Raw genomic sequence first — 13,615 nt, forward strand, 5'->3', positions numbered from 1 at the left:
TGTGGGCTTCCCTTCTAGCCGGCGGTGGTGTGCAGGGCGCGGAACTCCGAGGGCGAAACCTGGTAGCGGGCCTTGAAGCTGGTGGAGAAATACGAGGGCGAGGAAAAGCCCAGCTGGTAGGCTACCTCGGCAATGGTCAGGTCGTCGGTGAGCAGCAGCTGCCGGGCCTTGGTCAGGCGCACGCCCTGGATGAAGTCGGTGACGCCGGTGCCGAGCACGGCCTTGACTTTGCGGTAGAGCTGTACCCGGGAAATACCCAGACTGCGGGCCACGTCTTCCACCGAGAGGTCGGAGCGCGACACGTTGGCTTCGACAATGGCGGTGAGGTCGGCCAGGAATTTCTGGTCGACGCGCTGGGGGGCCACCGTAACGGTGTCGGTGCTCAGCTCACGGCGGAAATGCTCCCGCTGCCGGTCCCGGTTGGCCAACAGGGTGCGCAGGCTTTCGAGCAGAAACGTGGGGTTGAAGGGCTTGATCAGGTACAGATCGGCGCCGGCCTGCACGCCTTCCACCTGCTGCTCGGGGGCGTTGCGGGCCGTGAGCAGCACGATGGGAATGTGGCTGGTGCGCCAGTCGCCCTTGAGCTGGGCCACCACGTCGAGGCCACTGATGCCGGGCAGCATCACGTCGCACACAATCAGGTCGGGAATGGTTTCGGCGGCCAGGCGCAGCCCGTTTTCCCCGTCGGGGGCGGTGTCGACCTGGAAGTGGGGCTGCAGCTTCTGGGTTACAAAGGCGTTGACGTCGGCGTTGTCCTCGATGACCAGCACCAGGGCTTCGCGGTGGGCCCCGGCCGCCAGCGGGGCCTCTTCCGTCGGGGGCGCGCTCAGCCCTTCGTCGATGGCCAGCGCGGGCACGGGCAAGGCCGCTTCGGTCGACTTCAGCTCGGCGGGCAGCTCCAGGGGCAGGGTCACGACGAAGGTGCTGCCCTGCCCGGGCTGGCTGGTAAAGGTGAGCTGGCCCAGGTGCAGGCGGGTCAGGCCCAGGGCCAGGGCCAGGCCCATGCCGGAGCCTTTGGCGGCCGACTGGTTGCCCTGGTAAAACCACTCGAAGATGTGGGCCCGGTCCTGTTCCGAGATGCCCCGGCCGGAGTCTTCCACGCTGATGCGCACGACGTTATCGGCGGGCACGGGCTGGATACTGACGCTGATCTGGCCCCGCTCGGGGGTAAACTTGAGGGCATTGGAGAGCAGGTTGAAAAAGACCTTGTCGAGGATGTTGACGTCGAACCAGAGGCGGACCACGGGCTCGGCGGGCAGGAAGCGCAGGCTGATGCCGCGCTGCCGGGCGGGCTTCTCGAACACGTCCATGATTTCGCGCACGAAGCCGACCAGGTTGCCCTCGGTGGCCCGCACCGGCATTTTGCCCACGTCGATTTTGCGGAAGTCCATGAGCTGGTTCACCAGCTGCAGCAGGCGCTGGGCGTTGCGGCGCACCAGGCTCAGGTCGTGGCGGTGGGGTGCGGGCAGGTCGGGGGCACTGGTCAGCATTTCCTCCACCGGACCCAGGATCAGCGTCAGCGGAGTGCGCAGCTCGTGGCTGAAGTTGGTGAAGAAGCGCAGCTTGGCCTCGGTTTCGACTTTGGCCCGCTCGGCAAAGTCCTGAATCTGGTTGCGCTGCTGGCGGATTTCCTCGTTCTGACCTTCCAGCTGCTCATTGATGCGGCGATTCACGCGGAAGGCCCGGAAGGCCACGGCCCCCAGCACGGCGGCCCCGAGCAGGGCCGCGGCCAGCACGTAGAGCACGGTTTGCTGGCTGGCGTAGGTGTCGCGCTGCTGCTGCAGGAGTTGCTGCTGGCGCTGAATGTCCTGCTGCTGGCTGCCCAGCTTCTCGGTTTGCAGCTTCATGGTCAGCGCGTTGGTCGAGTCGATGACCATGGTGCCGAGGATGTTTTCCTTGTCGTAGGGCTGCTGGCGCAGAATCTTCAGGGCCGTGCGGATGGCATCCTCCCCGCCGGGCGAGTAGAGCAGCGTGGCGGTAAGAATGCCATCCTGGACCAGCTGAATCCCGCCCCGCATACCGGGCAGGCCATCCACGCCCACGATTTTGACCTGATTCTGGCGGCCCAGCTGCTTGCACACCTGGTACGCGCCCAGCGCCACCCGGTCGTTGTGGGCAAAAATCAGGTCGACTTCGGGGTGGGCTTGGAGCACGGCCGGCAGGCGCTCCAGCACCGAGGGCCGCTCCCAGTTGCTGTTGACCTGGGCCACGAGCTGCATCCCGGGGTAGGCGGCCAGGGCCTGCACGAAGCCTCGGTGCCGGTCGACGGCCGGCGACGAGCCGGGGGCGCCCAGCACTTCCAGCACCTGCCCGCGCTGCTTGAGCAGGGAGGCCACGTAGTTGCCGGCCGTGTGGCCCACTTCCACGTTGTTGCCGCCCACGTAGGCGGTGTAGAGCTTGGAAGTGGTGCGGCGGTCCAGAATCACGACCGGAATGCCGCGGTTGTACACTTCCTCCACGATGGGCGTGACGGGCTCGGCCTCGTTGGCCGATACAATCAGCAGGTCGATACCCTCGCGGAGCAGCTCCTTGATCTGCTGCTCCTGCAGGGCGCTGTTGTAGCGGGCGTCCTTGATGGTGAAGCTGACTTCGGGGTAGAAGCTGAGCTCCTTTTTCATGCCCGCCAGCATGGCCTGCCGCCAGGCGTCGCCGTTGGTGCACTGCGAAAAGCCGATGCGGTACGTTGGCGGCGGGGCCTGGGGGGTGCAACCGGTAAGCACCGCCAGCACCAGGCCCAGCAGTAGCGTCCCATACCGCAGCAAAGCGGGCGGGCGGGGCGAGGAAGCAGGCGGGGCGGGGTGGGGCATGGGGCGGGGTTGGCAGCGCAAAACTAAAAAGCCCGCGGAGCTTTCCGGCTCGGCGGGCTAGGCGGCAGCTCTAAGATACGCGGTTTGGAGGAGCCTCAAACGGTAGCCCGCCCTGGCGCAAGCAGGAGTACGGGTGAGTATGGTTCGGGGGGGCTTAGTCATGCAGTCCCTTGCCGCTGAGAATGTGCGGGGTGTACTTTTCAATTCTCGCCGCCCGGGTTTTGGCTTGCTTGGGGGCGGCAAAAAACAGCAGGTAGCCGCGCTGCCGGCCGGGCGTCAGGGTGTGGAACGCGGCTTTCAGCGCGGCATTAGCGGCCAGGGCATCGTGCAGCTCTTCGGGCAGGGGGAAGTCGGAGGTTGGCTTACGCGCCACTTTCAGGCCGGCCTCCTCAACGGCAATTGCCTCCCGGATATAGGTGTGCAGCACGGACTCCAGCCGGAGTATTTCCTGGGCGTCGGTAAACCGGATCTGGCGGGCGGCCTGCACGTTCGGGGTTTGCTGCACGAGCAGGCTGTTTGGGTCGCTGAGCAGGGCGCCGTTGAAGAAGTTGAGGGCGCAGTAGTCCTTGAAGGCGTGGATGAGCACGACGTTCTTGGTGCCGAGCGTGTAGCAGGGCACGCCCCACTTCAGCTCTTCCGTGAGGCCGCTCCCAAGCGCCAGGGCGCGCAGGGCATGCAGGGCCGGCTGCCATTTTCGGACGCTGCAGGCGGGGGTAGCAACCAGGGCGCAACGGCCGCAGCCATCGGCAAAATACAAGTCAACGGAGGGAGCCATTGTGGGGAGGGGTTAGCGGGTGAGCAGCTGGCCGACGATATCCTGCAGGCGGTTGTGGGCCAGGTTGAGGCCCTTGGCAAAGGGCAATTGCAGCTGCTGGTTGCGCTGGGCCACCGAGCGGTAGACGATGTGCATGCGCAACTGGCCGGCCCCGTTCGGAAGGCTTTCGAACTCCAGGAATTCCAGCTGGGGGCCGAAGGGCGCATTCTCGATTTCGAAGGTGCGGGTGATTTTCTGGTCGGGAACAAACTCGTGGATGACGCCCCCGGCCCGGAACACCACCTGGCCCTGGGCATTGGTGGTTTCGAACTGCCAGCCGCCGTGCTTGTGGTTGTCCAGCTTGAGCACCTTGGTGCCCATCCACTGCTCGATGATGGCGGGGTCGGTGTAGGCCGTGAAGAGCAGGGGCAGCGGCAACTCGAAGGTGCGGGTGATGAGCAAATCCTGCTGCCCATCTTCGGCCTTGACTCGGGTTTTGGGCTCCATCTTATGCGGGGTTTTGGGGGTGGCGCGCTTTGAGCAGGGCTTCCAGCTGGTTGAACCGCTCATCCCACATCTGGCGGAAGGGCTCAACGAAGTCGGCTATGGCTTTGATGCCGACCGGGTTGAGGTGGTAGTACATTTCCCGGCCCTTCTGCTCCTGGGTCAGCAGCTCGCACTCGGTCAGGATTTGCAGGTGCTTGGACACGGTGGGCCGGGCCGAGTCGAAGCTGGCGGCAATGGCCCCGGCCGTGAGCGACTGGGAGGCCAGCAGCAGCAGAATGGCCCGGCGGGTGGGGTCGGCAATGGCCTGGAAGGCGTCGCGGCGTAGATTCATCGTGTAGCTATGTGACTACAAGTATACGCGTAGCTATGTGACTACGCAAGCTTCTGCACGTTTCTTTTTGCCGCCGGCCAGCTTAGCTACCCGCCGGCCAGCGGTACATAATATCGGAGCGGAGGACGTATTTGACGCCCTGGGTTACTTCGCTGCCGGCGTGGTAGAGGCTGTGCAAAAATACGAGGGCCATGCCCTGCCGGGGCTGCACCCGCAGGTCGCGAAAGGTGGTGTCGCCGCCCTGGAAGTTGTCGTTGAGGTACACCATAAAGGTGAAGCAGCTGGCCTCGGTGGCGGAGCGCTGGTAGCTGCCGTCGAAGTGGCCGCGGAACTGGTGGCCGCGCTGGTAGCGGTAGAACCGGAACAGCTCGTTGAGGCCGCAGGCGTGGCCAGGGCCCAGCTGGGCGGGCACGAAGGGCCGGACTTGGTCCCAGAGCCGGGTGGCCAGGTCTTCACTCTGGTAAAAGGCGCGGCTGTTGTTGCGGATGTGGGGTTTGACACGGGCCCCGGCGGCGGTATTGACGGCCGCCAGCTCGTAGCCCAGGGTTTCGCTCAGGGCAATGTATTCCAGGCATTCCTGGCGGGTAAGAAAGTCTTCAATCAGGAAGATGGAGTTGGTGAGGGCGGTGTATTTCACGGAAATAGAATGGAATTAAGAGGTAGAAAAAGAGCCATTACCGCTGAATTAGGCCCCAGAAAGAGTGAATCCGGGGGTTGAGAAACTGCGGCCAGGCTTTGGACGACTGCGGCCAGGCTTTGGAGCACTGAAGCAAGTGTTTGGACAGTCGGAGCCAGGCTTTGGACAGTTGAGGCTAAGCTTTGGACAGTCGGGACCGGGCTTTGGACGATTGAGGCCGGGCTTTGGACAGTCGGGACCGGGCTTTGGAGACTTGAGACCAGGCTTTGGATGGTTGGGGCTAGGCTTTGGACGGTTGGGGCCAGGCTTTGGACGGTTGGGGCCAGGCTTTGCCTTTTAAGTAAGAAAAAGAGGCCCCGCCCGGGGCCTCTTTTTCTTACTTACGGTCTTACGCGCCGTCCATGCGCACGATTTTGGGCGTGAACGAGCCCAGCACGTCCACCAGCTCCTGCTGGCTTTGCATCACGGCGTGGATGTCCTTGTAGGCCATCGGGGCTTCGTCTACTCCCCCACCCTGCAGCACCACGTCGTGGTCTTTCAGGTACTGGCGCACCTGGGCTTCGCCGAGCTCCTGCTTGGCCCGGGTGCGCGACATGAGCCGGCCCGCGCCGTGGGAAGCCGAGGCCAGGGACTCGGCCACGCCCCGGCCGCGCACGATAAAGCCGGGGGCGGTCATCGAGCCGGGGATGATGCCCAGCACGCCCTGGCCGGCCGGGGTAGCGCCCTTGCGGTGCACGATTACCTCGCGCCCATCGGCCAGCCGCTCTTTCCAGGCGAAGTTGTGGTGGTTTTCCACGTTGGCCAGGGGCCGCTCGCCCAGGGCTTTGGCCAAGCGGTGGTGAATCTGGTGGTGGCAGGCCGAGGCAAAGTCGCCGGCCAGGGTCATGGCCGCCCAGTACTCCTGGCCCAATTCGCCATCGAGGCCCAGCCAGGCCAGGTGCTTGGCCTCGTTGGGCAGCTGGCAGTTTTCCATGGCCAGCTTGGTGTAGTGGTTGGCGACGCTGGCACCCAGGCCGCGGGAGCCGGAGTGCGACAATAGTCCCACGTACTGGCCCACGGGCAGGTTCATGTCGTTGGAGGGGTCGGTGATGTCGACCACGCCGAACTCGACGAAGTGGTTGCCCGAGCCCGAGGTGCCGATTTGCTCGGCGGCGGTGGCCTGCTTGTTGCGCAGGAAGGGCACGGCCCGGAACGTGTCGCTGTCGAGCACCTCGTGGCCGAGTTTCTTGCCCCGGTCGAAGCCGGTACGGTTGCCGAAGCGGGTGTGGTCGAGCAGCAGCTTTTGCAGCTCCTGCACCCGCTGGCTGATAAACTTGGGCGGCAGGGCAAACACCGACAGCGCCATGCGGCACCCGATATCAACGCCCACCGCGTAGGGAATCACCGCGTTGTCGGTGGCCAGCACGCCGCCGATGGGCAGGCCGTAGCCGTGGTGGGCATCGGGCATGAGGGCCCCGGCCACGGTGACGGGCAGCTTCATGGCCGTGTCCATCTGGTGCAGGGCGCCGGGCTCGATGTGCTCAGCGCCATACAGGGCGTAGGGCTTGCGGGCCACCAGCTCGATGTGGCGGGACGGGGGCGGCACTAATGCGGCGGCCACGTGGCTCCAGTCGAGGTGGGTGGCAAAGTCGTGGGGCGCGGCCAGGATGTGCTGGAGCAGGGCCAGCTGGTCGGTGAGGGAAATTTTCTTGAGGTGCTTGCGCTGCAATTGGGCCAGCGCAAGCCCGATGGCGCGGCCTTCGGGGAAGCCAAGCTGCCGAAGGTCGTTGCCGCGTAGTTGTTGGGCCATAAAAAAGAGTGTCCGCAGACGTGAAGTTGAAGGAAAAACGGCCGGCAGTAAGGCGGCGGCACCCACAATTCGGTGCCGCCGCCGGGCCGCGTGTAGAAAAGCTGATCCGCAGGACCCCACCCCCGACCCCTCCCCTCCGGGAGAGGGGAGCCGGGCGGCGCGGACGCAAGGTGCGAGCAGACGTGAGCCGGCGGAAAAGAGCTGCCAGGCGACGGAAACGGGTAACAAGGTGGGTAGTCCGGGAGCGTATTTTCAAACGAAGGAATACTACCCGACGACACCGTTTCCGGCCCGGCTCCTGCAGTGGGCAACGGGGCGGGCAGCCCCTAAAACTGTGCTCTAACCAACTGAGCTACTGCCTGGCGGCAGGAAGGACTTGAACCTTCGACCCCAGTGCCCCTAGCGAAGTAAGGCTGCCCTACGGCACCACTGCGGGATGTTGGTTGATTGTTGGTTGTTGTCCGTTCTGGCGTGTGGTCCCAACAACAATCAACAACCAACAATCAACCCTATACAAAACTCGTTGGGGCAACTGGGTGCCCAGCCCGTTATCCTGCTCTAACCAGCTGAGCTACCGCCGCTCCGCAGAACGACGAGGAGGATTCGAACCCCCGACCCGGGCATTAACAGTGCGAAGTAAGGCTAGGCTACGGCACCCAACGAGAGCCTATTCCATTCTGATTTCGGGGCAACAAACGGGGCGCCCTAACTACTGGCGCGTCTACGTTTCGCCACTGCTCACCGCGCGGCAAGCAGGCGGGAGTCGAACCCGCACGCCCTTGCGGGCACCAGGTAACGACGAAGGATTGCGCCCCTACGGCACCCGAAAAAAAGAATGGGTAAGAACAGACCAACCGGGGTAATAAAGGGGAAGCACGGCCGAAGCCATTCTGCTCTACCAAGCTGAGCTACTGCCGCCGCCGGGAAAACCCGGCACCGACAGGCGGGACTCGAACCCGCGACCCGAAGAAATGCTTCCCGACGACACCCGGCGGGATATTGTACTCGATAAACCAAGCCCCGGGCCAGGGCTACGGGCGCCAGACGTTGTCGGCGCTGCTCGTGAAAACAGCGCAGCGGGAGTCGAACCCAGGCCGAGCCGTCCGAAGACAGCCGGCTTCACCAAGCGAAGTATCGCCCGGCGACGGCACCTGGCCCAAGAGTTGGTCATCGAGTAGTCGGAGGCGGGCCCGGCCCGTTTGGCCGGGCGTTTAGGCCCCCGACAAGGTTGGTTTTAAGCGTGAAGAGGTACTGTAGAGACGCATACTTGCGTCTCGTCGGCCGCGCCACCCTGACGATTGTCGTTCAACGCTGAGACGCAAGGTTGCGTCTCTACATTGTTCAGCGAGTGCCTTACCGGCCAGCCAGCTCCGCTTCGAAGGCCCGGAGCACTTCGTGCGGGGGCTTAGGGTCGAAGATGGCAAAGTCGATACGCCGGAAACTATTGCGCCAGCTCGGTTCCAGCAATACTTCGGCAAACAGCCGGGCAACTTGCGCCGGGTCGTTGCCGAAGACGCCACAGCCCCACGCCCCCAGTACCAGAGCCTCGCAGCCGTGGCGCAGGGCCAGGCCCAACACCTGCCGGATGCGCCGGCGCATGGTGGGTTCCAGCTCGGGCAGCAGCTCGGGGGAATTGCGCCGCAGGGCCCCGGCATTCACGGCCGGGGAGGTGATGATGTCGACGCGGTAGGGCTCCGGGAGCCAATGGCCGGCATCGTCGAGCAGCACCGGCACGCCGGGCGAGTAGATGGCGTAGTCGCTGTAGAGGCCATTGAGGTGGGCGTTGTGCTGGTACATCTCCGGAAACTGCAGCTGGCACGGGTACAGGCCCGAGGAGCGGGCCAGGCTTTCTTCCTGGGCCTGACTGCCGCCCAGAAAGCCCCCGCCGGGGTTGCGGGCCGAGGCGAAGTTGAGCACCCCGACGCGGTTGAATTCCCGGCTCAGCCGGGTGGCAGCTTCGAGGGTAGTAGCCTGGTAGACCCGCACTTCGGCCGGAGTATTGCTGCTGAGTCCGGGTTCCTGCCCCACCGCTTCGGCGTCCGCCGGCCGGTAGAGCAGGCTGCCAGAGACGGCAGCGTGTTGCCAGGCCTCGATGCTGACTTCGGTCCCGCTACTGGTGTGGTAGCGGCCGGTGTCGAGGGCTTCGAGGGTGAGGCGGGCCAGTTGTTGACGATGTTCACGGTTCATAAACGGGGCAGGAATTAATCGAACTTCCTTGAAGGCGGGGAGCAGCGGCCGGATTGCCGCCGCTCCGTACCGCTTTAAGGGTCGCAGAGGGTGAAGTGAGTTGGGAGGTCTGACGATTAGCCGGCTTCCCTCCTACAGGTCTATTTTGTCAATTTCAGTTACGGCCGAGCCCCCGTTTTCCAGGGCCTGCAGCACGTCGAATACTTTATCCGACCAGCCGGCAATGAGCGCTACGCCGTGGCCTTCGCGCACTTCGAGCGGGGCCGCGCCGTGGCCGGCCAAGTCGAAGAGGTAAAGCCGGGCCTGGGGCGCCACGGTGCGGCGGTAGTCCAGCCAGGCCTGGGCCAGGCTGCCGCCGTCGCCGGTGCTGTTCCAGAGCTGGCAGTCGGTGAAGAGCATCACTTTATCTACCACCTCCCGGCGCTGCAACAGGTCCTTGATTACCAGGTGGCCGTTGGTGCTGTAGCCTACTTCGCCTTCGCGGCGGTAGAACTCCTGCACGTTTTGCAAAGTCCGGCCCCGGGGCAGGCTGATGCGCTTCCACGAGTCGCCGAACATGCCGGTGACTACGTGGCCGCAACGGCCCTGCAAGAGCATGCCGAGCACCAGGCCCACGTCGTAGAACAGCACTTTGCTGCGCGGGGACACGGGCTGCTGCATCGAGCCCGACACGTCGCAGGCTACCACCACGCGGGTGCTGGTATCGAAGCCGCGCAGGTTGGCCGTGCTGTGCGCAATGGCCGTTTCCAGGGCTTCCAGCACCAGTGGTACGTAGCCCGACTGCACCACCAGTACCTCGCGGTAGGCGGCCAGGAAGCGGAAGGGCAGCTGCTTGGCGCGACTCACGGCCTGCTCATTGCTGAGCGTGGCACACACCCGCTCCACCGCCCCGGCCGACACGTCGGCTTCGAGGATGTTGCGCAGGTTGCGCAGCAAGGCCATGTAGCCCAGCTTGCCGCTGGTAATCAGGGTTTCCCAGGCGGTGCGAAAAGCCGCCGTGCGCTCCTCCGCCGAAGCAAAGGCCTGCTGACCCAACGCCGACAGCTCGGTTTCCCAGGTGTAGGGCGTGGGCAGGGTGCCTTGCACGAGCTGGTCGAACAAGGCTTGCTGCTCGGCGTCCCGGGCCGTGGGGTGCACCAGGAACAGGGCGTCGCGCAGGCGTACCTGCCCGGCCCGGTCGTACTTGGCCAGCTGGTAGCCGTCGAACCGGTTGAAGCTCAGGGCCAGACCTTTCTGCACCTGCTTGGAGAGGCGGTTGAGGGTTTTTACCCCGGCCCGCTCGTTGGCTTGGGCGTAGTAGGCCAGCAGCTCCGTTATTTCGTCGGCGCGCTGCACCACCCGGGCTACCAGGCGGCTCACCAGGCTGCTGCCGCTATGCTGGCGGGCCAGCTCCACGGTCAACACCAAGGGCACGGTGCGCAGGTAGAGCTGCTCCCGGGCGTACACGGCCAGGCGGGCCACAAACTCGGGGTCGTTGCGGGCCACCAACTCGCGCAGGCGCTGCAAACGAGTGTCGGCCTTTTCGTAGAACTGGTCGCTCAGGGCGGCCGTGGCAACGGCGGCGTAGAGCTCCAGCTGGGGCGTGAGGGTGTACGCTACCGCGCCGGCGTGGTTCAGGACGGTGTTAGTGGCTTTGCGGAAGGGTAGATTGAAGCGCATATCTCGGGGAATTTTGAATTCTGAAGGGTGAATTATGAATTGGAAAAAGTCGGTGCTATTCAGAATTCAGAATGTATCATTCAGAATTCTCAGATGTGCTTGGACAAACTCAGCTGGGCTTCGGTGGCCCAGCGGGTCAGCCAGAACCGCTCCGCCTCGGTCATCACCCGGTTGTAACGGCCCCGCACCTGCACGATGGTGCGGTTGCGGAGTACTTCAAGCGTGAGGGTGCGGGCCCCGTCCAGCTTGAAGCCGAAGATGCCGCAGCGCCCCTGCTGGCAGGAGTACAGGTAGGAAGCCACGCAGTGCCGCAGGGCCCGGCCCTCGTCGACGAGCTCCTCGTAGGTGCGGAGCTGGGTGATGCGGATGCGCTGGTCGTCGCCGCTCGTGAAGTCGTTCACGGGCAGCGGGTTCCAGGTAGTGGAAAGCAGCTCGCCGGCGTGGCGCCGCATGTGAGCCAGGCCCCGGTGCCACTGCTCGGTGCGGGCCAGCACACTTTCCATGGTGCGGCCCTTGAGCGAAAAACCCGGCTGGGGCGGCTCGCCATTGATGCCCACGGTGCGCTTCTGCTGAATCCAGTCGCACACCGGCCCAAACTGCTGCGGGTCGACCATGGGCGCGGCGGCAAAAAAGTCGACCACGCCGAGCCAGAAGTCGTCGTCGGGCCCCACGGTGCGGCTCCACTCGGTTTGGAGCACCGGGCCAATCCACTCCAGGGCCCCGCGGCAGGCCAGCTGCCCGTAGCGCAGGGCTTCGATGTAGGTGCAGCCGGCCGGGGCCTGCCGCATTGCGTGCTCCAGCTTCTTGGTCAGGGGCTGGGGCAAGCCCGGGAAGCTGCGCAACGACCGGCCGCAGCCCAGGTGAATGGTCAGCTCGGCCAGGTTGACGCCGGCGCAGTGCAGCTCGCCGGTGGCCCAGGCTTCGAGCACCCAGCCGGGCACGTCGCCGTAGTCGTCGTAGAGGTGGCGCACCAGGCTTTCCAGCTGCCGGTACACGTTGCGGGTGCGGGGCTGCCAGTCGGCCACGGCGCGCTTGCGGCACAGCAAGTGCGCCGTGAGTACGCCCAGAATCGGCACCAGTTCGGGGCGCTCCAGTAGGCCGCTACGCTTGGCCGCCAGTTCCAGCAGGGCCTGGCGGGTGCGGAGCCGCTGGGTGTGGTTGCGGTTCATCACCCAGTGCTGGTAGCGCAGGGCCAGTGGCGAGTCGGCGGGGACCTGGGCGTGCAGCTCCTGGATGGTGGCGCAGGAAAAGAGAAAGTCAATTTGCTGCCCGGCGGACCACTTGCGGCGGTCGGCGTGCCGGGCCAGGGCTACTAGGGCTTGCTCGGCGTCCCGGGTTTGGCGGGATACGGCTTTATTTCGGTTGGACATCGGGGTGAATTCCCTGCGCGAGGGTGGTTACCGATTGAAAAATCAGACTGAGGATTGGGCCCGAAGGCGGGCACACTGAGCAGAATTCTGACGCTTTCGTACATGATGCTTTGCTTTAAGGGGTGAGGAAAATGAATTCACGTTTACCGCAAATTCAACCTGATATTTAATTTAATTCTTTACCAAAAAGGCATACCTATTCCACGTCGCCGTAAATTAGTTTTCGGCGAATACATAGTATGAAAAAGGCCCGGTTTCTGGGGAGAAGCCGGGCCTTTTTCACGAATCAGTCACGTAGTATTTACCTACGAGAAATGTTCAACGAAAAATCCCGGCCGCAATCCTTCCAGTCCCGGCGCGATGTCCGTTTGGGCTGGGGTTGGGAGTAGAAGCAGTTCTGCGCGAAGTGCATGGCCGAAGAATGGAAAGGGGGTGAAAAACAAACCACCCGAACCTTCTGGGGTTCGGGTGGCGAAAGTATCAGGAAAAACCTGCTGCTACTTAGCTATACCGAACCGCGGCCGAAGCCTCTGGCTTCATCCCGTCTTGCTTGCTGGTGTAGTTAAAGTGGCGTAGCATGGTTTTGGTTGTTTTTCTGTGGTTGAGTGATGCAAATATGAAGGGACTTTTTGTATCCACCAAATTAGTTCGAAAAATAATTTAAATATTTTTCTATTTAGAATAAATCAACGGTTTTCTGGCCTTCACAATACGCAGCCGAAACCCCGGTTTTATTATTGCGCAATTCCTTTTTAGCTCCCGTAAATAACCGAGCAAAATCCCTTTTAAAATGCGCAGCCTTTTGCTGGGCGAATTTAGCAGCCCTCTACGGCACTACGCCAGTCCGGGTTTACCGCCGGGGCTGGAGGGTAGGGCCGGCGCTGCGTTACGGCTGTATTATCGGTAGATGAAGATTCTATAACCTCTGCCGCAACGCCCTTACTTCCCCGCCGGTGCCGTCTACATTTGGCGCAAACAACGCGCCGTGGCTACTGACAACTTACTCGAGCTGCTCGAGCGGATCCGCAACGACGACTACCAGGCCTTCGAGCTCCTGTTTGAGGCCCAGTGGCGGGATTTGTACCGCTACGCCCACAAGGTGCTGCGCGACGCCCCCGACGCGGAAGACCTCACCCAGGAGCTGTTTTGTGACCTGTGGGCCAACCGCGGCCAGCTCCGGGTGCGCACCAACGCAGCGGGCTACCTGCTGGGGGCCCTGCGCAAGAAAATCCTGACCCGCTTCCGCGACGCCGACATCCGGGCCCGGCACCACAAGGTCATTGGGGCCGCGCAGGAACCAGGAGCCGAGCTGACGTTTCGGCGCCTGGTCAGCCAGGATACGCTGCAGGCCATTCAGCACCAGGCCCAGGGGCTGCCGCCCAAGGAGAAAGAGGTGTTTTTGCTGGGCATGGTCGATGATTTCTCGGTCAAGGAAATAGCCGAGCGGTTTGCCACCTCCGAGCAGACCGTGCGCAACCAGCTCAGCAGCGCCCTGCACAAGCTCTCCCCCTTCCTGACCAAGCTGCTGAGCTAAGCGCCCGTGTTACGGCTGGGTTAAATCAACCAGGAAGCAT

The 13,615-nt window shown here is 63.7% G+C and carries 10 protein-coding genes; 1 reads left to right on the forward strand and 9 read right to left on the reverse strand.

The window, feature by feature from the left end; genetic code table 11:
- Positions 1 to 14: 14 nt before the first annotated feature.
- The 9 genes from CLV45_RS12040 to CLV45_RS12085 form a co-directional block, all read right to left on the reverse strand.
- Entirely contained in the window at positions 15 to 2,807 is a 2,793-nt protein-coding gene (locus tag CLV45_RS12040; protein WP_100336597.1) for a substrate-binding domain-containing protein, read from the reverse strand.
- Positions 2,808 to 2,961: 154 nt separating this feature from the next.
- Entirely contained in the window at positions 2,962 to 3,582 is a 621-nt protein-coding gene (locus CLV45_RS12045; protein WP_100336598.1) for a YdeI/OmpD-associated family protein, read from the reverse strand.
- A 12-nt stretch (positions 3,583 to 3,594) separates the two neighbouring features.
- On the reverse strand, positions 3,595 to 4,068 hold the full coding sequence (locus CLV45_RS12050) for an SRPBCC family protein (protein ID WP_100336599.1): 474 nt from the start codon (positions 4,066 to 4,068) through the stop codon (positions 3,595 to 3,597).
- A gap of 1 nt (position 4,069) precedes the next feature.
- Entirely contained in the window at positions 4,070 to 4,399 is a 330-nt protein-coding gene (locus CLV45_RS12055) for a metalloregulator ArsR/SmtB family transcription factor (protein WP_100336600.1), read from the reverse strand.
- An 82-nt stretch (positions 4,400 to 4,481) separates the two neighbouring features.
- A complete protein-coding gene (locus CLV45_RS12060; RefSeq protein WP_157807438.1) occupies positions 4,482 to 5,036 on the reverse strand; it encodes a prolyl hydroxylase family protein in 555 nt (184 codons plus the stop codon).
- Positions 5,037 to 5,424: 388 nt separating this feature from the next.
- Positions 5,425 to 6,825, reverse strand: coding sequence for an RtcB family protein (locus CLV45_RS12070; RefSeq protein ID WP_100336602.1), 1,401 nt, complete (start codon positions 6,823 to 6,825; stop codon positions 5,425 to 5,427).
- Between the two features lie 1,353 nt (positions 6,826 to 8,178).
- Positions 8,179 to 9,012: a TIGR02452 family protein gene (locus tag CLV45_RS12075; protein ID WP_100336603.1), complete on the reverse strand. Its 834-nt coding sequence runs from the start codon at positions 9,010 to 9,012 to the stop codon at positions 8,179 to 8,181.
- A gap of 132 nt (positions 9,013 to 9,144) precedes the next feature.
- Positions 9,145 to 10,671, reverse strand: coding sequence for a TROVE domain-containing protein (locus tag CLV45_RS12080; RefSeq protein WP_100336604.1), 1,527 nt, complete (start codon positions 10,669 to 10,671; stop codon positions 9,145 to 9,147).
- A gap of 89 nt (positions 10,672 to 10,760) precedes the next feature.
- The gene (locus tag CLV45_RS12085; protein WP_100336605.1) at positions 10,761 to 12,041 is read right to left on the reverse strand and encodes a PcfJ domain-containing protein; all 1,281 of its coding nucleotides are present in this window, start codon (positions 12,039 to 12,041) and stop codon (positions 10,761 to 10,763) included.
- 985 nt (positions 12,042 to 13,026) lie between these two features.
- Here CLV45_RS12085 and CLV45_RS12090 point away from each other — a divergent pair.
- Complete coding sequence (locus tag CLV45_RS12090; RefSeq protein WP_157807439.1) at positions 13,027 to 13,575, forward strand: RNA polymerase sigma factor; 549 nt, start codon at positions 13,027 to 13,029, stop codon at positions 13,573 to 13,575.
- Positions 13,576 to 13,615: the final 40 nt, after the last annotated feature.

Origin of the sequence: Hymenobacter chitinivorans DSM 11115 (genome assembly GCF_002797555.1) — a bacterium.
GTDB classification, from domain to species: domain Bacteria; phylum Bacteroidota; class Bacteroidia; order Cytophagales; family Hymenobacteraceae; genus Hymenobacter; species Hymenobacter chitinivorans.

What these genes read in the sequence shown, in the direction of transcription:
- CLV45_RS12040 (WP_100336597.1), bottom strand. Translation starts at nt 2,807, where the DNA reads ATGCCCCACCCCGCCCCGCCTGCTTCCTCGCCCCGCCCGCCCGCTTTG.
- CLV45_RS12045 (WP_100336598.1), bottom strand. Translation starts at nt 3,582, where the DNA reads ATGGCTCCCTCCGTTGACTTGTATTTTGCCGATGGCTGCGGCCGTTGC.
- CLV45_RS12050 (WP_100336599.1), bottom strand. Translation starts at nt 4,068, where the DNA reads ATGGAGCCCAAAACCCGAGTCAAGGCCGAAGATGGGCAGCAGGATTTG.
- CLV45_RS12055 (WP_100336600.1), bottom strand. Translation starts at nt 4,399, where the DNA reads ATGAATCTACGCCGCGACGCCTTCCAGGCCATTGCCGACCCCACCCGC.
- CLV45_RS12070 (WP_100336602.1), bottom strand. Translation starts at nt 6,825, where the DNA reads ATGGCCCAACAACTACGCGGCAACGACCTTCGGCAGCTTGGCTTCCCC.
- CLV45_RS12075 (WP_100336603.1), bottom strand. Translation starts at nt 9,012, where the DNA reads ATGAACCGTGAACATCGTCAACAACTGGCCCGCCTCACCCTCGAAGCC.
- CLV45_RS12080 (WP_100336604.1), bottom strand. Translation starts at nt 10,671, where the DNA reads ATGCGCTTCAATCTACCCTTCCGCAAAGCCACTAACACCGTCCTGAAC.
- CLV45_RS12085 (WP_100336605.1), bottom strand. Translation starts at nt 12,041, where the DNA reads ATGTCCAACCGAAATAAAGCCGTATCCCGCCAAACCCGGGACGCCGAG.